Source organism: Acinetobacter sp. CAU_H_S170_2, assembly GCF_058890445.1.
Genome location: NZ_JBZYAE010000001.1, coordinates 2,363,503 through 2,381,878, shown reverse-complemented (window position 1 = coordinate 2,381,878; position 18,376 = coordinate 2,363,503). Strand labels below are relative to the sequence as shown.

21 protein-coding genes and 1 pseudogene are annotated in these 18,376 nt (G+C 40.4%); 13 read left to right on the top strand and 9 right to left on the bottom strand.

The genetic code is table 11. From position 1 onward, the window contains the following. Positions 1-118: 118 nt before the first annotated feature. Positions 119-640: an acyl-CoA thioesterase gene (locus tag AC5EUN_RS11765; RefSeq protein ID WP_058869179.1), complete on the top strand. Its 522-nt coding sequence runs from the start codon at positions 119-121 to the stop codon at positions 638-640. 246 nt (positions 641-886) lie between these two features. On the opposite strand, the gene AC5EUN_RS11760 is transcribed toward AC5EUN_RS11765, so the two are convergent. After that, positions 887-1,090, bottom strand: a complete 204-nt coding sequence (locus AC5EUN_RS11760; protein ID WP_004694446.1) for a hypothetical protein — start codon at positions 1,088-1,090, stop codon at positions 887-889. A gap of 475 nt (positions 1,091-1,565) precedes the next feature. Between AC5EUN_RS11760 and AC5EUN_RS11755 the strand changes: the two genes are divergently transcribed. The 4 genes from AC5EUN_RS11755 to AC5EUN_RS11740 all read left to right on the top strand — a co-directional run bounded on the left by AC5EUN_RS11755 (position 1,566) and on the right by AC5EUN_RS11740 (position 5,562). Next, positions 1,566-2,570: a CobW family GTP-binding protein gene (locus AC5EUN_RS11755; RefSeq protein WP_216070665.1), complete on the top strand. Its 1,005-nt coding sequence runs from the start codon at positions 1,566-1,568 to the stop codon at positions 2,568-2,570. A gap of 68 nt (positions 2,571-2,638) precedes the next feature. Continuing rightward, positions 2,639-3,169, top strand: coding sequence for a YaeQ family protein (locus AC5EUN_RS11750; protein ID WP_087010480.1), 531 nt, complete (start codon positions 2,639-2,641; stop codon positions 3,167-3,169). Positions 3,170-3,217: 48 nt separating this feature from the next. After that, positions 3,218-3,556: an FKBP-type peptidyl-prolyl cis-trans isomerase gene (locus tag AC5EUN_RS11745; protein ID WP_004981094.1), complete on the top strand. Its 339-nt coding sequence runs from the start codon at positions 3,218-3,220 to the stop codon at positions 3,554-3,556. Positions 3,557-3,687: 131 nt separating this feature from the next. Further along, a complete protein-coding gene (locus tag AC5EUN_RS11740; RefSeq protein WP_159153516.1) occupies positions 3,688-5,562 on the top strand; it encodes a sensor domain-containing diguanylate cyclase in 1,875 nt (624 codons plus the stop codon). Between the two features lie 32 nt (positions 5,563-5,594). Here AC5EUN_RS11740 and AC5EUN_RS11735 read toward each other — a convergent pair whose 3' ends face one another. Further along, positions 5,595-6,041 (bottom strand): GNAT family N-acetyltransferase, encoded by a 447-nt coding sequence (locus AC5EUN_RS11735; protein WP_078388431.1) that lies wholly within the window; start codon positions 6,039-6,041, stop codon positions 5,595-5,597. 337 nt (positions 6,042-6,378) lie between these two features. On the opposite strand from AC5EUN_RS11735, the gene AC5EUN_RS11730 reads away from it, so the two are divergent. After that, positions 6,379-6,855 (top strand): hypothetical protein, encoded by a 477-nt coding sequence (locus tag AC5EUN_RS11730; RefSeq protein WP_228276916.1) that lies wholly within the window; start codon positions 6,379-6,381, stop codon positions 6,853-6,855. An 8-nt stretch (positions 6,856-6,863) separates the two neighbouring features. Here the strand turns inward: AC5EUN_RS11730 and AC5EUN_RS11725 are convergent, their stop codons facing one another. The 3 genes from AC5EUN_RS11725 to AC5EUN_RS11715 form a co-directional block, all read right to left on the bottom strand. Next, on the bottom strand, positions 6,864-7,448 hold the full coding sequence (locus tag AC5EUN_RS11725) for a TetR/AcrR family transcriptional regulator (RefSeq protein ID WP_159153514.1): 585 nt from the start codon (positions 7,446-7,448) through the stop codon (positions 6,864-6,866). 6 nt (positions 7,449-7,454) lie between these two features. Next, positions 7,455-8,363 carry an alpha/beta hydrolase family protein gene (locus tag AC5EUN_RS11720; protein WP_159153542.1) on the bottom strand — a complete coding sequence of 303 codons (909 nt, stop codon included), beginning with the start codon at positions 8,361-8,363 and terminating at the stop codon, positions 7,455-7,457. Between the two features lie 66 nt (positions 8,364-8,429). Then, positions 8,430-9,227 (bottom strand): crotonase/enoyl-CoA hydratase family protein, encoded by a 798-nt coding sequence (locus AC5EUN_RS11715; protein WP_058952113.1) that lies wholly within the window; start codon positions 9,225-9,227, stop codon positions 8,430-8,432. A gap of 199 nt (positions 9,228-9,426) precedes the next feature. On the opposite strand from AC5EUN_RS11715, the gene pnuC reads away from it, so the two are divergent. The 3 genes from pnuC (at position 9,427) to AC5EUN_RS11700 (ending at position 10,922) form a co-directional block, all read left to right on the top strand. Then, positions 9,427-10,002 (top strand): nicotinamide riboside transporter PnuC, encoded by a 576-nt coding sequence (pnuC, locus tag AC5EUN_RS11710; protein ID WP_058952112.1) that lies wholly within the window; start codon positions 9,427-9,429, stop codon positions 10,000-10,002. A gap of 7 nt (positions 10,003-10,009) precedes the next feature. Next, positions 10,010-10,279: a hypothetical protein gene (locus tag AC5EUN_RS11705; RefSeq protein WP_058952111.1), complete on the top strand. Its 270-nt coding sequence runs from the start codon at positions 10,010-10,012 to the stop codon at positions 10,277-10,279. A 133-nt stretch (positions 10,280-10,412) separates the two neighbouring features. Beyond that, complete coding sequence (locus AC5EUN_RS11700; protein ID WP_058869189.1) at positions 10,413-10,922, top strand: DUF2505 family protein; 510 nt, start codon at positions 10,413-10,415, stop codon at positions 10,920-10,922. Positions 10,923-10,989: 67 nt separating this feature from the next. On the opposite strand, the gene AC5EUN_RS11695 is transcribed toward AC5EUN_RS11700, so the two are convergent. Then, complete coding sequence (locus AC5EUN_RS11695) at positions 10,990-12,267, bottom strand: MFS transporter (protein ID WP_094148896.1); 1,278 nt, start codon at positions 12,265-12,267, stop codon at positions 10,990-10,992. A gap of 214 nt (positions 12,268-12,481) precedes the next feature. Between AC5EUN_RS11695 and def the strand changes: the two genes are divergently transcribed. Beyond that, a complete protein-coding gene (gene def, locus AC5EUN_RS11690) occupies positions 12,482-12,967 on the top strand; it encodes a peptide deformylase (protein WP_004694417.1) in 486 nt (161 codons plus the stop codon). Positions 12,968-12,981: 14 nt separating this feature from the next. On the opposite strand, the gene AC5EUN_RS11685 is transcribed toward def, so the two are convergent. Continuing rightward, the gene (locus tag AC5EUN_RS11685; protein WP_058952109.1) at positions 12,982-13,764 is read right to left on the bottom strand and encodes an AraC family transcriptional regulator; all 783 of its coding nucleotides are present in this window, start codon (positions 13,762-13,764) and stop codon (positions 12,982-12,984) included. A gap of 104 nt (positions 13,765-13,868) precedes the next feature. On the opposite strand from AC5EUN_RS11685, the gene AC5EUN_RS11680 reads away from it, so the two are divergent. Beyond that, entirely contained in the window at positions 13,869-15,089 is a 1,221-nt protein-coding gene (locus AC5EUN_RS11680; protein ID WP_058952108.1) for an MFS transporter, read from the top strand. 136 nt (positions 15,090-15,225) lie between these two features. Beyond that, the gene (locus tag AC5EUN_RS11675) at positions 15,226-15,696 is read left to right on the top strand and encodes a hypothetical protein (RefSeq protein ID WP_058952107.1); all 471 of its coding nucleotides are present in this window, start codon (positions 15,226-15,228) and stop codon (positions 15,694-15,696) included. Here AC5EUN_RS11675 and AC5EUN_RS11670 read toward each other — a convergent pair. Continuing rightward, positions 15,693-15,895, bottom strand: a pseudogene (locus AC5EUN_RS11670) (amino acid transport protein). The gene AC5EUN_RS11675 and the pseudogene AC5EUN_RS11670 sit on opposite strands and share 4 nt — an antisense overlap. A gap of 82 nt (positions 15,896-15,977) precedes the next feature. On the opposite strand from AC5EUN_RS11670, the gene AC5EUN_RS11665 reads away from it, so the two are divergent. Next, a complete protein-coding gene (locus AC5EUN_RS11665) occupies positions 15,978-16,361 on the top strand; it encodes an endonuclease domain-containing protein (protein ID WP_058952528.1) in 384 nt (127 codons plus the stop codon). A 92-nt stretch (positions 16,362-16,453) separates the two neighbouring features. Here the strand turns inward: AC5EUN_RS11665 and AC5EUN_RS11660 are convergent, their stop codons facing one another. After that, positions 16,454-18,265: an ATP-dependent nuclease gene (locus AC5EUN_RS11660; protein WP_493352359.1), complete on the bottom strand. Its 1,812-nt coding sequence runs from the start codon at positions 18,263-18,265 to the stop codon at positions 16,454-16,456. Between the last annotated feature and the right edge of the window lie 111 nt (positions 18,266-18,376).

Sequence of the window (18,376 nt, the reverse complement as noted above, 5' to 3'; positions counted from 1 at the left end):
TTTTGAATGATAGTCAAATCACTATAAATAATAATGATGGTTTTGTTACCAAATTTAGCGTTCAAAACCGATATAATAAATGTCACATATCCTATTATCTTACCAATTAGAGAACGCGATGTCCCCATTAGATCAAATTGCTGCGGCTGCGGATGACCAGTCTGAACTCACTATGTCGGTCTTAATGACACCTGATATGGCGAATTTTTCAGGAAATGTGCATGGTGGCACCATTTTGAAACTGTTAGACCAAGTGGCATATGCGTGTGCAAGTCGTTTTTCAGGAAGTTATGTGGTGACCTTATCGGTTGATAAAGTTAATTTTAAAGAGCCGATTCATGTGGGCGAGTTAGTGACTTTCTTGGCAAGCGTGAACCATGTCGGTCGTACTTCGATGGAAATAGGTATTCGTGTTGAAGCACAAAATATTCAAAAGCGTACCGTGCGCCATACTAATAGTTGTTACTTCACTATGGTTGCAGTAGATGAAAATGGTAAGCCAAAACAAATTCCTGCGTTGAATTTGGACAATGACTGGAAGCGTTGCCGTTTTGAAGCGGCAGAACAACGTAAGGTCGCGCGCTTACAAGAGAACCATCATCCTTCGTGCAGTATTTATAAAAAAACATCACATAGTTAAGTTGTTAAAAAAGGATCTCCTGTATAGGGGATCTTTTTTTATGTCTGACGTCGATGTTTTGAATAGAAGCTCATATGGGCAAACTACGCAAATTTGGCTTTCTGCACCTGTTGATCTCGAACTGCTATAGTCCATGTGCATAAATAAAAAGAAACCAAGATAGGATATATCTTGGTTTCAAGTGACGCTAAAAAGTTGTTGCGATCCAGCAGGAGAGTAAAGCCACTGGATCTCTCAACATTTGAATTATTTAGCGGCTTTTTCTTGATTCGGTTGCTCTGCTGATGCTTCCGAAGCTGGTGCATTTGCACTTAAGTCTGTAGTTTCAGCTGTTTCTTGGGTTGATACCACAACTTTGTCTTCTTGAGCTGGCGCTTGTTGAGGTGCAGCAAAAGTTGCAAAGCTCGCAGCTGTTAAAGATGTTGCAATAATTAAGTGAGAAAGTTTCATGGTTTTGGCATCCTTATATTTTATAGATAAAAATAGTTCAGACTGATCATCACATCAATTTGAACTGAGCTTCATCCTATAGTCTGAATATCTGCGATTCAATCGATGCAACAATGTGAAAAGCGCACATTACCTAAAACTACAGATGATGAAAAAATAGTAAGCTTTAAGTAACAAGTAGAAGTTTTTTGTGAATAGATTGAGATGAAATGAAGAATTAATGATCAATATGGATGTTTGAAAATTCACATAAACTCTACAAAGCATGCGAATTAAGTGCGAAACCCTAATTTCAGTACTGAGTAAAATGTAAGGAAGTTTGTCCAATAGGGGTATAAAAGAATGAAATGTTAGCCAATTGAATGCTGAGTGTTCGACGCCATGGATTTGAGATGAGAAAATTGGTGATTTAAATTAAGATGATGGCTTATTTTATTGTGCTGTTTTTATCATATTCCATGCTAGGTATAAAATTTTGAAACTGATATCGATGCCGCAGGCGGTTCATACGCATATTATTTCGGGCTTTCTTGGTGCAGGTAAAACCACTTTGCTCATGCATTTGTTAGGTCAGAAACCGGAACATGAAGTTTGGGCGGTACTGATGAATGAGTTTGGGCAAATTGGCGTAGATCAACAGCTCATGCCACAAACGGAAGGCTATGCGGTGAAAGAATTACTCGGTGGTTGTTTATGTTGTAGCAGCCAACTACCGATGCAAATAGCACTGTCTCGTTTGCTCTCAGAACAAAAGCCTGATCGGCTGTTTATTGAACCCACAGGCTTGGGACATCCAGCACAGTTACTAGAGCAACTGACCGAGCCTCATTGGCACTCGACACTGCACATGCGTGCGCCGATCACGGTGCTGGATGGTTCGCGTTTACATGATCATGCATGGACAGCACAAAATCTCTATCAGGATCAATTAAAAGCGGCGCAGATTGTGGTGGTTTCGCATCAAGCTCAAATGCAAAAAACAGATCAAGATGCTCTTGAAAAACTGCAAACCGAATATCAGCCTTATGCTCAGCAGTGGCTGATGGCAGAGCAGGGCAAGATTGAGCTTACGCAAATCGATTTTGAGTACATCGGAACAAAACGATTCAAGCAGCCTTTACTGAACGTTCAGCAACAGTTGAAAGCGACTCAACAAGATTTTCCCGAGATTAAACAGTTGCCGTATCACTATGTAGAAACAGCGCAAGGTTATAGTGTTGCAGGTTGGAAAATGCCGAAGCGTTGGGTTTTTAACTTTTACGATTTACTCGATTTACTTTGTGAACAGCAAGATTGGCGACGGATTAAAGGAATTTTCCATACCAATCAGGGGTGGAAGGCATTTAATTTCAATCCTGAACAATTTAACTATCAAGATGTCGAAGAAGGGATTGATAATCGAGTTGAATTGATTGTTCAAAACGAAAGAGATTGGATGGACTTTGAAAGCGCACTTTTTGAATGTCGCATAGAGCAATGACTTAAATTGTTTTAAGCAAAAAAAGCCGAAATCTTATATGCTAGTCGGCAAATTTGAGGATGGTATGTATGGCGCTTAAAGCTACAATTTATAAGGCAGATTTGAATATTGCCAATATGGATGTCCACCAATATGGGGACTATCAACTGACTTTGGCATTGCATCCTTCAGAAACCATTGAGCGTTTGATGGTGCGTTTGTTGGCATTTGCACGTTTTGCGGATGAAGCTTTAGAGTTTACCAAAGATTTATTTGAAACCAATGAGCCTGCGCTGTGGGAAAAAGACCTAACGGGTCAGTTGGTGAAATGGATTGAAGTGGGCAGCCCAGACGAAGATAAAGTGAAAAAAGCCAGTGCACGTTGTAAGCAAGTGGCTATTGTTACTTATGGCACAGCGGTCGATGAATGGTATAAGCGCAACAGTAAGTTGAAGACATTGAACAATGTTGAAATTTGGCAGTTGTCGACTGCAAGTACTGAAGCGGTTCAAGCCCTGTGTGAGCGGACCATGCAACTTCAGTTAAATGTAATGGATGGTGAGTGGACCTTAATTGGTGACAATGCTCAAGCCATTATTGAGTGGACGCAATTGCAATAAACAAGCAGTTTAACTAGATTTATTGATTGAACAGGTTGGAGCGAGAACATGAGCGCAGAATTAGAAATTATTGATTTGGTTGTCGGTGAAGGCAAAGAAGCAGTCAAAGGTGCTTTAATCACTACGCATTATACGGGCTGGTTAGAAGATGGAACCAAATTTGACTCATCTTTAGACCGCGGGAACTACTTTGAAACTGTGATTGGGACAGGCCGTGTCATTAAAGGTTGGGACCAAGGGATTATGGGCATGAAAGTGGGTGGTAAACGTAAACTCATCGTGCCATCACATTTGGCTTATGGTGAGCGTAAAATGGGCAATATTATTCCTGCCAATTCAAATTTGATTTTTGAAATTGAATTGTATGATGTAAAAACACGTGATTAATCAAAAATAGTGATAATTAAAAGAGTCAATTACAAGGATGTATTTGATTCATTTGTAAAAACACTTGGTTTTTAAGAAAAACATTTGTAGATTAATTATTAGGCAGAGCGTATTTAAGGGAAGAGTCGCTTTTGTATAGCTCATTGAGCAAACGGTCTTTGTTTGGGTTTGTTTTAAGCTGTTTGCTGGTTTTAAGTTTGATACCTTCGACGTGGGCACAATATGAAGCTGAGCCCACGCAGTATTATTTGCATCAAAAAAATGTCAATGACATTCAATTCACCGAACAAACCACCAGTTATTTAAAAGGTACATGGTCTTATTATGACCAAGAGCTGATTTCTCAGCCTAATCGTAAACTCCCTTCTAAAACTACCGAATTTCCAATTTCATTTCAAGAACTTACAGGCAGTAATACGGGTTATGGGACTTTTGTCGGTCATTTCAAAATTCCGGATGAATTTATTGGCCGAAGGCTAGCCATTCATATCCCCAATCAAAATTGTGCTTATCGGGTTTATCTCAATGGCGATTTTTTAGTTCGTTTAGGGGATGTCGCGGATAATGCGGGAGCACAGCAAACAGAAAATGCACCGCGGATTGCTTATTTTGTCCCTGACAGCCCCTATTTTACTTTAAGTATACAAGCCTCAAACTTTAACAATTTACGCGGCGGCCTTGAAAGCCCCATGCATATTGGCATTGCTAAAACGATTAATCGACATTATCAGCAACTGATGATGAGTATCGCCATGATCTGTGGCGTGGTGTTTGGTGTAGGAATGTTCACCACCATGTTCTCGATGTTCCGTGGTTCAGATGAACGGAATAGTAAAAGTATTTTTGTTTTTGGTATTTTTATTTTATTTCTTGCCTTACATAATCTTTTTACTGCGCCATATGCTTATACGACCTTCCTAGATATCAACTGGTTGTGGGGCATACGTTTAGAATATTTATTTATCTATTTAGCGGTCATGTTTTTTTTGAGCTATATGTATTTGCTCAATCAGTACTATTTACAGCGTTGGATTTATACCGTTTCCATGTTGGTTTTGACCTTGAATATCGTCATTACCTTGTTATCCGAGCAAGTTGTTTTTGAGCAGCTGGCTTTTTATAGCGCATTTTTCAGTATTGTTATTTTGCTTAATTTTGCCTATGGTTTTTACCTTACTTTAAAGACCAAACAAAAATATTCGAAAATCAATTTATACGCCGTGGTATTGCTGTGTATATCGGTCATTCATGACTTTTTACTAACGCTACATGTGATTGATTCGATTCATCTATCTTTTATCTCTACCAGTCTGTATGCACTTTTGGTGATGTTCCGACAATCACGTAACTATGCTTATCAGACTTACCATACCGAACGTTTAAATAATAATTTAATTGAATTGAATGATTCTTTAGAGCAAAAAGTGCAACAGCGCACCTCTCAATTACATGACTTAAATGAAAAACTCGAATATCAAATTCAAATTGATGCCTTAACAGGCGCCTATAATCGGCGTGCATTGAATCAAGAAATTCAGCAGCGCTTTATTGAAACACAACAAGATAGTCATGCAACTTTGGTTTTTGCCATGATGGATGTCGATTATTTCAAAAATTATAATGATTACTATGGGCACTTAAAGGGCGACGAAGTCCTGCAAAATCTGGTCAAAGTGATTGGTGCGGTACTGCCACATAATGCCTACTTAGCACGCTATGGTGGGGAAGAGTTTGCTATTGTTTTATATAATGTCCCAATTGTGATTATTAGCCAGATTATGCAAACCGTTTTAGATGCGGTGCGTAGTGCGCGCTTTGAGCATCATAACCGACTAGATGGCAAAGATTATGTGACTTTGAGTATGGGAGTGTCGTGGATGGATCATGAAACGAGTTATGCCAATATTCACGACCTTATGAAAGCGGCTGATTTAAAACTCTATCAAGCCAAAGAAGCGGGCCGTGATCAGATGAAAATGCCCAATGAATCCTATGAAAATGAGTGAATTTAGTTGAGTCATACCTCTGTTAATAAACCTTAGGATAAGAGTTTAACCATGGTCACCATTTTGGGATTTGGAATGTCTTGGACATGGATTTGAAAGCCATGTTTTTGATAAAAAGAGCATGCTGTTTGGGTGCTTTCTAAACTAATTTGGTGAATTTTTTTACGTTTAAGATGTTCAATAACGGTTTCTAATAAGGCTTTCCCAATACCGCGCTGTTGTTCAGCGGATGAAATATAATTGAGTAAAATACGACCTTGATCACTGACCATAATAAAACCTACTACGTGCTGATTGAGTACATAAACCCAGCTGTCGTTATAGTGCATCCACATAATCAGGTTGGATTGGGTTTTATTTTCTAGCCAAATTTGAATCGTACTTTCATGGCGATGGTGGTCTTTGATACATGATCGAATACTGTCGTGCACGACATTTAAAATTTCAGGAATGTCCTGAAGTTGGGCTGCCCGTATCATCTTTTCTTCTTAGAGCTATAGAAAGAGCTATTTCATGCTAGGGACTGTATTTATTAAATTGAATTACTGTTAGTACGGATGTAACTTTGTTGTTCAATCGCACTAAGTTAATTATTTTTTATAGTGATTTTGTGAGTGAAAAATCACATTTTGTGATGCCTTTCACGTTTGTGCGAATATGTGTTGAATCACTTGAATTGGTCTGAGAATCAACACCCAATTACAAGTCATCGAATTGAGCATTTGAGTTTATACGTAGTCTGTTTTAATTAATTTGGTGTTTATTTGAGCGATAATGCTGTATTTTAAAAGGGAATATTTGTTACGAGAGCAGAGCATGGCGACATTTTTACTGATGATTTGCATACTCATTGCTTTGGTTGCGGCATCTATTATTGTAATCAAAATTCAAAAAAAGCACCGCTTTCTGAAGCGACAAAAAAAAGCGGTTGAATCGGAAGCAGCATCTGTGCAAATGGCAACGCATACCAATATAGCACCTCAGGTTGAGCGTGTTATTGAAGTTGAGGCTTATGAACAAGAGCTGTTCGATGACGTGGCGACTTTATTTCTAGATCAAGCGATATTGCTCACGGTCGAAGAAGATGCAACGTTAATGCAAAGCACATTATTGGTCAAAATGCCTGCGAAAACCCAGACACAAATCCGCAAAATGGATTTAAATGAATGGTCTATTTTTTGGAGCTTTTATGATCAGTCGCTTGAATATTATGTAAGTCGTTATGGCATGTTTTATACGCATATTGACCGCAGTGGATGCGAGCATAAAAAAAGCTATCGTACTCGGGATTGATCTATTGCTTAAGCCTCCACAGCGTCCATCACAGCTATGGATAACTGCTTAAGAATTCTTTCTGCAACATGAGTTAGATAGAAGTCATCCTGTTTTAAGCGTGTCATTAAGATTGCCCCCTCATAATCGGCAACACTGATTTTGGCCAGTACCTCAGCTTGAGCAATAGGCATGACTTGCTGAAAGTAGTGTAACAACGCCAACTCCCAATCTTGGAAAATCGATTGAATTTTGAGATGAATTTGTTCGGATAAATGTGGGACTTCCAAAGACAGCATCCCGACTAAACAGCCTTGAACACCCGCACTAAAAAAGTTGACCGCTTGCTGGTGCAAGTGTTCAAAGCGAACGCAATACTCTAAGTGCGTATCACACAAAATGCTGAACAGTTTATGGTTTAAGTATTGCTGGCTGACTTGCAAAATATCTAAAACCAAAGCTTCTTTATTGGGATAATAATAATAAAATGCTGCTTTACTGAGCCCACAAGACTTTGCCAGTAAATCCATACTGGTGCCTGCATAACCATGGGTTTTAAATGTTTGCATGCAGTGCAACTGGATTTGTTCTTTACTCAGTTTTTGTGGGCGCATAGAGCTTTAACGTTCCGTAGTGGTTGGTGATGATAAATAGCCATCGAAAGTGTTCAGCATATCGTCCCAGATGGCTTCGGCCCCTTGGCGGAAATATCCCATGTGTCCAATTTCTTTTAAGCCATAGTCATTGGCTTCAATATTGAGATAATGCATGTTCGCATGCCGATAATGCTGCATAAATGCATGCCTTGAGTTCGGTAAAGCCCAGTCATCATCCAGTGCTGAAACAGCATAGATTGGAGTTTTGACCTGTGCATACTGTTCCAGTAAGTGTTGCTGCTCTGGATCTGCAAAAAAGTAGGTCGGATTTTTACACCATTTTCGCCACTGTGTGTAGACATCCACAGGTAAATCGGTACCCATTTTCAGCAGACTCCAAGGCAGATAGCCCTTTAGTGCAACCATCGGCGGGAAAATAATATTCCACATCACATGCACTTTCATTTTCTCCCGAAACGGCATATAGCCATGCCAGCCTGCACCCGTGCCAAAGCAATACATCGCAGTGACTTGGTCATGGTTGTGGGTTAAACCGAGTGCTTGGCCTCCATAAGAGTGTCCAACCACAAAAATAGGTTTGCCATCTTTGCGGATAGAGTCAATAGCAGCCGACAAGTCTAGCTGTCCCCAGTCCAAATAGGACATGCCGAAACCTTTGAGTTGCTTCGGTGCAGAAAGCCCCACACCACGATAATCAAAAGTTAGGACTTGATAACCTAGAGCTACTGCATACTCGGCAAAGCGGCGATAAAACTGCTGTGGTACACCTGTTGCACTGGCAACAATAATGTTGGCTTTGATCGGCTCAGATGAACGATAACGTGTACCAACGAGTACATAACCATCGGTTGCTGAAAATTTTACAGTTTGTTTCTCAATTTGGGTCGAATCTAAATGGGCGGTGGCTTGCATCATCGTTTCTTCTTTTTGTTAAATACTAAAGTCGGTTCCAGACTTTTAAGTTTTATTGCCCTTGCTTTACTGTCCCTTAAACTGAGCAGGGCGGCGTTGTAGCATTGCCATGACACCTTCTTGGACATCTTGGGTTTTGAGTAGTGGGCTGAGGTGCTCTTGTAAATGTGCAAAGGCATAGTCTGCGCCGTGCTGTACGGCTTGTTGTGCAGAAGCCAGTGTAGCTTGAACGGCGAGTGGTGCTGCTTGTGCAATCGATTCTGCAAGGGCCAATGCTCGCTCTAATGTAGTGTTTGGCGAGGACGTTTCTACGACCTCGGTAATTAAATTAAGATCGAGAGCTACTTGCGCATTGAAGCTGTCACCTGTGAGTAGATAGCGCATGGCTTTGTTCCAACCTGCGGCTTGTACAAAGCGAACCGTTGCACCGCCAAAAGGTAAAATGCCGCGTTGCACTTCCATTTGGGCAAATTGTGTATTGGCATCCGCAATCACCACATCGGCATTGAGCATCAGTTCAATTCCAGCGGTGAAGCAAAAGCCTTGGACTGCCACAACCACGGGTTTGGTGCGGGGTCTGGAGTTGGTGCCCCAAGGGTTAATTTGTGACACGGGAAAGTCGAAAACGCCTGCAGTGAGTTTGGGTTGCAACTCAACCAAATCAAGCCCAGCAGTAAAGTGTTCTCCGTGCGCAAAAATTACAGCACAGCGCAGTGAAGGATCATCCTCATATTCGGTAAGGGCCAGTGATAAGTCATGAATCATATGACTATCAAAAGCATTACGCTTGGCTGCGCGGTCTAAACCAATTAAAAATAACGAACCGCGAACTTCGCGACTGACACGACCTTGTTGTTCTGACATTTTGATTATTCCTGCATCGTTTTATAAGTTTTTAAACGATTGTTAGAAAACTGTCAAAACTTATGCGTATGCATTCTGTGACTCGACAGTTTGCTCAGATTCCCCGAAAAAAGAGCGGCGTTTAGATTGAGCCGAATTGTCTTGCCTTTATTGAGTTTTTTTTCATAATAGCAGCACTTCTTTGAATACCAGTTGAACCATGTCTAGCCTTGAAATATTTGCAGTCATCATTAGCTTAATCGGGGTGACGTTGACCATTAAGCGCAATATGTGGTGTTGGTGGTTTAACTTCGCTGCTTTCTTCTTATATGGCTATTTGTTTTATACCTATAAGCTATATGGCGAAACCATTTTGCAGTTTTTCTTTGTAGTGGTGAACTTTTACGGTTTTTATCACTGGCTCAAAGGTAAACAACAAGATCATGATATTCGGATTGAACCGATTACAGCTCGGCAAGTGATTTTGCAAATACTGCTTGCCGCTGCGGCTGGTGCAGTATTTGGTTTGAGCTTAAAGTATTTGACCGATGCAGCTGTACCGCTATTGGATGCGCAGCTCGCAGCGTTTAGTCTGTTGGCGACTTATTGGACCAGTCGTAAACATATTGCGACATGGGTGCTGTGGGTATTTGTCGATATTGTTTATGTCGGTATGTTTATCTATAAAGATTTGTTCCTAACCGCGGCTTTATATGCAGGCTTTGTTGGCTTGGCGGCTTTTGGCTGGTGGCAATGGACTCAGGTACGACATAAACAACAGCTAAAAAGTGTATAGGCTGGGTATGTTGATTGATTTTAAACACGCACAATTGGCTCAATTTGAGTCGGTCATTGAGCGGTTAAAGGGAAGTCCACAGCAATATTTGGACTTTGCTTCGGTTGCGGATTTTTATCAGGCCACTTGGCTGGATGACTTACCCAGCAGTGCAAGTTGGGCGGTTACAGGACTGGATGATGGGGCCGAGCATTTTGATATTCGCTTGGCCTGTTTTGAGCGCGTGGTTTTTATTCATATTGCAGATGATATTGTCATACAGAATGGCGCACATTGAAATCTAGATCACGGTATAGTCGGTGCTGGAACATCGTCTATATTTGACCTTTCTACAGGATGACGAGATCCAGTTTTCAGTCCTGATCAGGGCATGGATGTTTACAAAAACAAAAAATAAAGGATTTAATATTATGGCACATCAGTTTGTAGTCAATGCCACCATCAAAGGTGTTTCATTGGATGACTTCCGTCGACTCGCAGCCGATATTAGCTTACATGAAAATGTTTGTCGTCGTATTCCCGGTGAGAAGTTGGAAATTTTGGAGTCGAATAAAGTCGGCGATATTTATACCCTCAAGCGCGCGTATAATTTGGATGTCAATATTCCTGATATTGCGAAGAAATTTCTAAAAGATGCCTTTCGCTTACAACGTACCGACGTCAGCAATTTAGTTGTATTGAGCTCGGAAGTCCGTTTAGACCCCAACTTACCTTTAGAAGCCGTGTGCCAACGTAGTGTATCGGGTAATGATGAGCAGATTCACTTTCAACTGGAATGGACGGTAAAAGTGAAAGTGCCATTAATTGGCGGTATGTTAGAAAAACATGCTGAAGGTGAAATCCGTAAGTTTAGCCAAATCGAGCTGGATATTGTGGAAGATGAACTGCGTCAAAATCTGCATGCAGAAACTTTAAGCTAAAGGCTTTGACCTCATGTTTTCAAAGTAGCTTGCATAAAAAGAAACCCTTCGATTGAAGGGTTTCTTTTTATGGCTTGGTTTCAAACTGAGTTCGATAAACCAAAGCTGTGAAGAAGCAAACCAAACAGACCAGCCAAATATAATACATCGCGCCAATGTTGCTATAGAGACTGAGCCATTGAACCAAAGGCAGTGTGATGCCTCCTGCAATGGCATAGGCGACATTGTAGGAAAACGAAATGCCCGAAAAGCGGATCGGAGCAGGGAACATTTTGACCATGCTATAGGACACAAGCCCTACCGTGCCTGAAAAGAATCCCAAAAGCATATACAGTGCAAACACAGTAGTTGGACTGACCGCACCTAAACTGTGATAGAAAATGGTTGCGATAGCGGCGACACCGAGCGAGCCAAAAATCAAGACCTTGGCTGCACCAAAACGATCAGCCAATATTCCAGCGAGTATGCATCCCAGCATTTGCATGATGATCGCAGCACTTTGCATTTGAAAAGCATCGCTACGTTCAAATCCAAAGGCACCTGTCAGTAAGTTTGGCATGGCTAAAATCAGTACCACCACACAAGCAGTTAAGAACCAAGTCAAGAGCATACCAATCACCACGGCGGTTTTATGACGGGCTAAGACTTGTTTCACCGGCATTTCTTTAGAAAGCTCTTTACGTGCTTGCATGGCTTTGAATACTGGGGTTTCTTTCAAATAACTGCGTAAATACAAGGCCACTAAGCCAAAAATACCGCCCACAATAAAGGGAATGCGCCATGCCCAATCATGTATAGCTGCTTCACTAAACTGAAGAGAAATGAATAGTGACATTAAAGCACCGAGCAAGATGCCGAGTGACAAACCAGCCGTAAGTAAGCCATTGGCAAAACCAATTTTTTCAGAGGGGACATGCTCAGAAACAAAGGTCCAAGCCGCTGGAATTTCTCCACCAATTGCAATGCCTTGTATTACCCGCATAAGGAGCAAAAGCAGCGGCGCAGCATAACCGATCGTTTCAAAGGTCGGCATAACCCCGATCATGAGGGTAGGTAAAGCCATGAGCAAAATAGACAAACTAAAGAGTCGCTTACGACCAATGAGGTCGCCAAAGTGCGCCATGACTACACCGCCAAGTGGACGGAAGAAGTAACCTGCGGCAAAAATACCATAAGTATTCAGCATGGCCCAAAACGGACTGAGCCCTGCGGGAAAGAACAACTCAGAAATAATTTTGGCGTAAAAAACATAAATAACAAAGTCATAGAACTCAAGTGCACCACCGAGTGATGACAGCCCAAGGGTACGTTTGTCTTCTCTGGTCAAACGTGGTGTTGCATCCATGCGTATATTTCCAAAGCTGAATAAAGGTTTATATTTGATTTTAAAGAAGTCTTTTTTGAATGAATAATCAATCTTTCTTTACTGGGGCTGAACTAAAAATTATACATGAATCAATATCGTTGATTTGACAGTCAACGTAAATATATAACGCAGGCGAGATAAAAAGCTTATGATATAAAAAAGAATAAATAGGTATAAAAATGAGGATTTGTGTATGAGTGTGATTTTACCTGTTGCACAACGTGGTGAAGATATTTTAAGACTCAAAGCTGCTCGCGTCGCAGATGCAGAATTTAATAGTGACTGGCTCATGCAGTTGGCTTCTGCCATGATTGCGACCATGTTAGAGCGGAGCGGTGTAGGCATTGCTGCACCACAAGTCTATATTTCAAAGCGGGTCATTATTGTGGCTTCACGGCCAAATTTACGCTATCCCGATGCACCTGAAATGGACGCCGTGGTGATGGTCAATCCTGAAATTTTAGAGTTTTCGCAAGCAACGACCTTAGGTGAAGAAGGCTGTTTAAGTGTGCCGAATGAACGCGGTCAGGTACAGCGTGCGCAAAGTATTAAGGTGCTGTATCACACTTTGACAGGTGAGGTAATGGAAAGCACTTTTGAAGGTTTTCCTGCACGAATAGTGCAGCATGAAATCGATCATCTCAATGGTATTTTATTTGTCGATCGTCTGAGTGCTTAGGTGCGAGTATCGTTCTATTCATCTTTATATTTAAACTGTTGCGGGGTCTGTCCTAAATGACGTTTAAACATGGTACTAAATGCACTCGGATTGCTATAACCAAGAGATCTTGCAATCTGCGCGACAGATTCACCATTGGCAATTTTACTTAAGGCATGGGCAATATGCATTTGCTGAACCCATGCGCGATAAGATAGCCCCGTTTCCTTTTGGAACATGCGCATCAAGGTTCTGGAACTGGTGCCAATTTCATCTGCCCATGTGCTTAAATCTTTTAACTGATCGGGCGTACTTAACAGCGCTTGGCAAATATTCATTAAGCGTCGATCTTGCGGCCATGGAATCTGAATCGGCAACAGATTGGCTTTATGAATTTCATCAAAAATTAAAATTTGTAAAGATCGTGACAGTTCATCAGAGCTGATCAGTTCGGAGGGTGGAATGTGTTCAATCGCATTGAGCCGAATGAGCAGTTCATGCAATAACTTACTGACCCGAATAATAAAACAATGTTGCCCCAGCAGTGCAGCTGCATCGGCTTGAACCAATGCGGTATTGAGCTTAACTCGACTTAATGAAATCACACTGTGTTCAACATGGGTCGGAATCCATAGTGCGCACATCGGCGGCACGATCCAAACGTGGTTTGGGGTGAACACTTGAATCATCCCTGTCGAAGCATACAGAAACTGTGCCCGCGAATGGGTATGCGCAGGGGTAATCTCTCGATAGGTATGCTCAGAAGAAAGCCCAATCACCAATTCGGACATTTCGGTTTGAATCAGAGAGTTTGGCATGTGTAGTTTAAAATTGTCAGTTATACAATGATTATTGGAAGATAGTCTTATGAATGACATTTTACAATCAATGCCTGATGAAAAATACATGGAGTTTGCGAGGTATGTCGTCTTCAATTCAAATAAAAGAGGGTATGGGCGAAGCTACGATCAATGAGCAGCCGCAAGGCATGATCATAAAAGTGGTGGGGGCTGTGGCTATTGCACATCTGCTCAATGACTTGATTCAAGCTGTTTTGCCAGCCATTTACCCGATGCTGAAAACCAATTTCTCGCTCAGCTTTGCACAAGTCGGACTGATTTCATTGGTGTATCAAATTACGGCATCGCTACTGCAACCTTGGATTGGACTCTATACCGATAAACATCCGAAACCTTATCTGCTCCCACTCGGTATGGTGGTGACTTTTAGTGGCATTTTACTGTTGGCCTTTTCACCGAATTTTATTGTACTGCTCATGGCCTCGGCATTAATTGGTGTAGGGTCTTCGACCTTTCACCCTGAAGCCTCACGTGTAGCACGTATGGCTTCGGGTGGGCGCTTTGGTACAGCACAATCGACCTTTCAGGTCGGTGGCAATACAGGTACAGCCATTGGGCCTTTATTGGCCGCGCTGATTATTGTGCCTTTCGGACAGCACGCCGTGGCATGGTTGATTGTATTTGCTTTACTTGCGATTTGGGTGTTGTTCGGTGTCAGCCGTTGGAGCATCAGTCACAGTAAAAAACAATTGGCTGCCAAAGCGCATCAAGTGCAAAGCAAACTGCATGGGCGTCAACTCGTCATCGCGCTGTCGACCATTTGCGTGTTGATGTTTGCCAAATTTACTTACATCGCCAGCATCAGTAACTATTTCACTTTTTATTTAATGCACAAGTTTCACCTCAGTTTGCAAAGTGCGCAGTTACATCTCTTTGCCTTTTTGGCTGCTGTGGCTCTGGGTACATTTGCAGGTGGGCCGATTGGAGACAGAATTGGGCGTAAAGCGGTGATTTGGGTGTCTTTTGTTGGCATGGCACCGTTTGCGTTGATGATGCCGCATGCCAATCTATTTTGGACGACTGTACTGTCGATTATCACAGGTTTAGTACTGTCCTCTGCCTTTGCAGCCATGGTGGTTTATGCACAAGAAGCCGTTCCGGGACGAGTGGGCATGATTGCAGGTTTGATGTTCGGTTTAATGTTCGGTGTGAGTGGCATCGCCGCAGCAGGTTTAGGATATTTAGCCGATGTCAAAGGCATTGAATGGGTGTTTGGTGTGTGTTCGTTATTGCCTTTACTCGGTTTGGCGACCTTCTTTTTACCGAAGACTCAAGCAAACTAACGGAATACGGCTGACCTTCAGTCTTAATCGCGCTATCTTATCAAACGAAGATGGCGCGATTGCATTTCGGCTTGATGATTATGATCGGTAATAACGGCATTGAATGTATGTACTTTGACTTTGGAGTATTGAAGCGATGACGGATCTGAATGGTGTACTCAAGTTTTCATTCGGCCTAGATCAGCTGGCATTTGAAATGGATGGACAGCATATCCAGCTAGATCAAGGTTTAAGCTTTATACAGTCAAACAGTATGCGCCATGGGTTGTTGGATGAGCTTGCGATTGAGTCGATGATTTATGTGATTGAAGAAATATTAGAATCGGTTCCCGTCCAGTATGCCCAATCCAAAAGTGCAATCAGTACGGATGCTTTATTTCAGCAAGTTTTGACTTTATTTTTCCCAAATCAGCACAGTATAAGTCGTGTACAGCTTGAAAGTGGCTTTAATGCATTTCTTGAGTGTCGGGAATATTATTTGGCGAAGGTGACCAAACAAGGGCTATTCAGTCTGGTTTACTTTATATTTCTACGCGAGATGATGCATCACTGGAATGTGGTCGACATAAAGTTCGTCGAGTCGCTTGAAACGGCTAAGTCGCTTTAAAAACGTAAACAATACGGAATGACAGACAGTAAAATACCAATGCTACTAAGCAAAACATTGCTTTCAATAAAATAAGGAAAAACCATTAAAACCAGACCTGCAACAAAGGGCACGGTCATTTTTTGCTTTTTCCATAGAAAAAATAGCCTAAACCAATTGAGCTAAAGATCACACCGAGGAAAAGTTGGTTTGCGTTCATGATGATGTTTCGTGCATTGTTATTCTCTGGCAGTATTATGCCAAGGTTATTATAAGAAGATATGAAAATTAAGAGTGCCGTGATGCAACCTTATAACAAATACTTAAAACTTCCATCTCGTGATTTACGTAATAGTATGACTGATGCTGAACAACTGTTATGGCAGAGATTAAGACGTAAACAGATTTTAGGGCTGCAGTTTTATAGACAGAAGCCGATTCTAAATTTTATCGTCGATTTTTATTGTCCTGCAGCGAATTTAATTATCGAATGTGATGGTGGGCAGCATTACACCGAAGATGGTCGTTCGGCTGACCAAATTCGGGATCAAGCTTTAAGTGAATTAGGGCTTGTGGTGGTGAGGTATAGTAACAGGCAGATTTTGACTGAGATTGATGGGGTGGTGGAGCAGATTTATTGTGTTGTTGAGCAAAGGTTAGAACTTATTAAATTAGAATCCCCCTAAATCCCCCTTTGAGAAAGGGGGACTTCTCGCAAATTTGATGGTGGTATTTTTTCGCGGAGTTCCTCCCTTTTTTAAAGGGAGGTTAGGAGGGATTATTTTAAGGTTATTGTTGGGATTGAATCTTCAAGATCTGCTAATTCATTCCAGCAAATAGCGCCATTTGGTAAAGTCGTATTGTTAATTTCTAAAATTCCATCCAAAAGTTGTTTAATCGTAGCGTATTTAATTTCACATTCTTTAATATTGTTTATACAGTTTTCAGGTTTATCTGATTCTACTGTCTCTGCAAAATATGCTGATTCAAAGTTTATGAGTGATGCTATTACGCGTGATTTATTTGTCATTTGAGCTTTTATTTTATTGTTGTTAGTCCATGCAGGATTTGTGATAGTAATTGTGTCATAAACTTTATGTTTATCTGAACTTAAGTCTTTATTTATTCTCTTACTTAGACATTGTTGTGTATCAGTGTCGTGAAGTACGTAATATTTGTTTTTAAAGTGATTTAATACTTTCATCATTGATGCAACAGTAACTTTTCCTCTTGCTCTAATTATATTTAAATCATGGTAGTGTTCATTGCTTAATGATTCTTTTTCACGGATATAATTAAATGCCGAGTATTCAGTGTCACCCTCTACAATGAGAATTTTTCCACCAAAAAATGCTTGTGAAATATGTGAGTCGAATAAATTCATTAATTTTAAATTTTCTTTATCGTCAGCATCTAGCTGTAAGTTTTCAGGTCTATAAAGTGTTGAAGCTTCAATGTCATTATTAAGACTTTTTTCTACCCTAATAACAGTTGTGTGATCTTTACTTAAATCAATAAAATTCGGTGAATGTGTGGCAATCATTATTTGCCAATTATTATTTTCTGGTAATGAATATAAAACATCACGGGCGTTAGCGATAGCCAAAGGATGTAAACTTACTTCAGGTTCATCAAGAAGTAAGATGTGTGAAGTATTGGAGCCTAAATTTTCATGCTGAGATTTTGCATTTTTTGCAGTTGTATTTTTAGCTTTGATGCCTTTATCAGCTAGAAGTTTTAAAATGGTCCATAAGGCGGTTCGTCGACTACCACTTCCTTGTTTTTCCAAAGGGAATTTTTCTCCATTTATCGTCCCCATATGAACATCAAATTCATCACCAAGTAAAGTTATTTCTATTGGAGTATTTATTTCAGGTGAAGAGATTTTAAGCTCATGATTTGGAAAAATTTTTCCAATTATTTCATTTGCAGAGGTTTCAAGTTCTTCAATATTTTGTATTTGTTGACTTTTTGTAGTTTTTCTTAGGGTATCTAATGACTCAATAATGGTCTCATAGATTGTTTTATCATCTTCATCTGAGCTTTTATGCGTTTTAATTGCCTCATCTAATAAATTTTTTAGTAGAGATTTAATAGCTCTTGCTTGAATTTCAGGTTCATCAAAAGTACTAACTCGGTGTGGTTTGGGTCTTCTAGCTTTTGCTACACTATTGACTCCCCAAGGCATTTTTTCAGCATCAGTTTGTATAGCAAATCTTTGTTCATGTATATTGAATCCAACTCGTATAGGTTCTTTCTTTGTACCCGCCCATGTCCATTTTTCTTTAACTAGAAAAGTTCCATCATCTAATGGTAAACACCATTCATTACCAGGTTTTGTATCATTTGTCGTAATTGAGTGTACTTCGATTTCAGGTAAACAATCTGGAGAAACTTGATTATTATGAAAGTCAGACTCTTCTAATTGTAAATTGTCTGTAACAACCTCAAAGGCTCTTAAAATTGTACTCTTACCAGCATTATTTGCTCCAACTAAAATTACAATTTTATCAATTTCTAATTCAATGGAATTTGACCCAATACAACCAAAGTTTTTAATGATTAATTTTTTAATCTTTGGAATAGACATATTTCCCCATGCTCAAAGCAATTTAATTATTTATTTGATATTATAGATTTTATTTTTTTATTCAATATGTTAATCCCTCCCAACCTCCCTTTGAAAAGGGAGGAGCTGTCA

Excerpts from the sequence above, each read along its gene's own strand:
- AC5EUN_RS11765 (WP_058869179.1), top strand. The coding sequence starts at position 119 with ATGTCCCCATTAGATCAAATTGCTGCGGCTGCGGATGACCAGTCTGAA.
- AC5EUN_RS11760 (WP_004694446.1), bottom strand. The coding sequence starts at position 1,090 with ATGAAACTTTCTCACTTAATTATTGCAACATCTTTAACAGCTGCGAGC.
- AC5EUN_RS11750 (WP_087010480.1), top strand. The coding sequence starts at position 2,639 with ATGGCGCTTAAAGCTACAATTTATAAGGCAGATTTGAATATTGCCAAT.
- AC5EUN_RS11745 (WP_004981094.1), top strand. The coding sequence starts at position 3,218 with ATGAGCGCAGAATTAGAAATTATTGATTTGGTTGTCGGTGAAGGCAAA.
- AC5EUN_RS11735 (WP_078388431.1), bottom strand. The coding sequence starts at position 6,041 with ATGATACGGGCAGCCCAACTTCAGGACATTCCTGAAATTTTAAATGTC.
- AC5EUN_RS11730 (WP_228276916.1), top strand. The coding sequence starts at position 6,379 with ATGGCGACATTTTTACTGATGATTTGCATACTCATTGCTTTGGTTGCG.
- AC5EUN_RS11725 (WP_159153514.1), bottom strand. The coding sequence starts at position 7,448 with ATGCGCCCACAAAAACTGAGTAAAGAACAAATCCAGTTGCACTGCATG.
- AC5EUN_RS11720 (WP_159153542.1), bottom strand. The coding sequence starts at position 8,363 with ATGCAAGCCACCGCCCATTTAGATTCGACCCAAATTGAGAAACAAACT.
- AC5EUN_RS11715 (WP_058952113.1), bottom strand. The coding sequence starts at position 9,227 with ATGTCAGAACAACAAGGTCGTGTCAGTCGCGAAGTTCGCGGTTCGTTA.
- pnuC (WP_058952112.1), top strand. The coding sequence starts at position 9,427 with ATGTCTAGCCTTGAAATATTTGCAGTCATCATTAGCTTAATCGGGGTG.
- AC5EUN_RS11705 (WP_058952111.1), top strand. The coding sequence starts at position 10,010 with ATGTTGATTGATTTTAAACACGCACAATTGGCTCAATTTGAGTCGGTC.
- AC5EUN_RS11700 (WP_058869189.1), top strand. The coding sequence starts at position 10,413 with ATGGCACATCAGTTTGTAGTCAATGCCACCATCAAAGGTGTTTCATTG.
- AC5EUN_RS11695 (WP_094148896.1), bottom strand. The coding sequence starts at position 12,267 with ATGGATGCAACACCACGTTTGACCAGAGAAGACAAACGTACCCTTGGG.
- def (WP_004694417.1), top strand. The coding sequence starts at position 12,482 with ATGAGTGTGATTTTACCTGTTGCACAACGTGGTGAAGATATTTTAAGA.
- AC5EUN_RS11685 (WP_058952109.1), bottom strand. The coding sequence starts at position 13,764 with ATGCCAAACTCTCTGATTCAAACCGAAATGTCCGAATTGGTGATTGGG.
- AC5EUN_RS11680 (WP_058952108.1), top strand. The coding sequence starts at position 13,869 with ATGTCGTCTTCAATTCAAATAAAAGAGGGTATGGGCGAAGCTACGATC.
- AC5EUN_RS11675 (WP_058952107.1), top strand. The coding sequence starts at position 15,226 with ATGACGGATCTGAATGGTGTACTCAAGTTTTCATTCGGCCTAGATCAG.
- AC5EUN_RS11665 (WP_058952528.1), top strand. The coding sequence starts at position 15,978 with ATGCAACCTTATAACAAATACTTAAAACTTCCATCTCGTGATTTACGT.
- AC5EUN_RS11660 (WP_493352359.1), bottom strand. The coding sequence starts at position 18,265 with ATGTCTATTCCAAAGATTAAAAAATTAATCATTAAAAACTTTGGTTGT.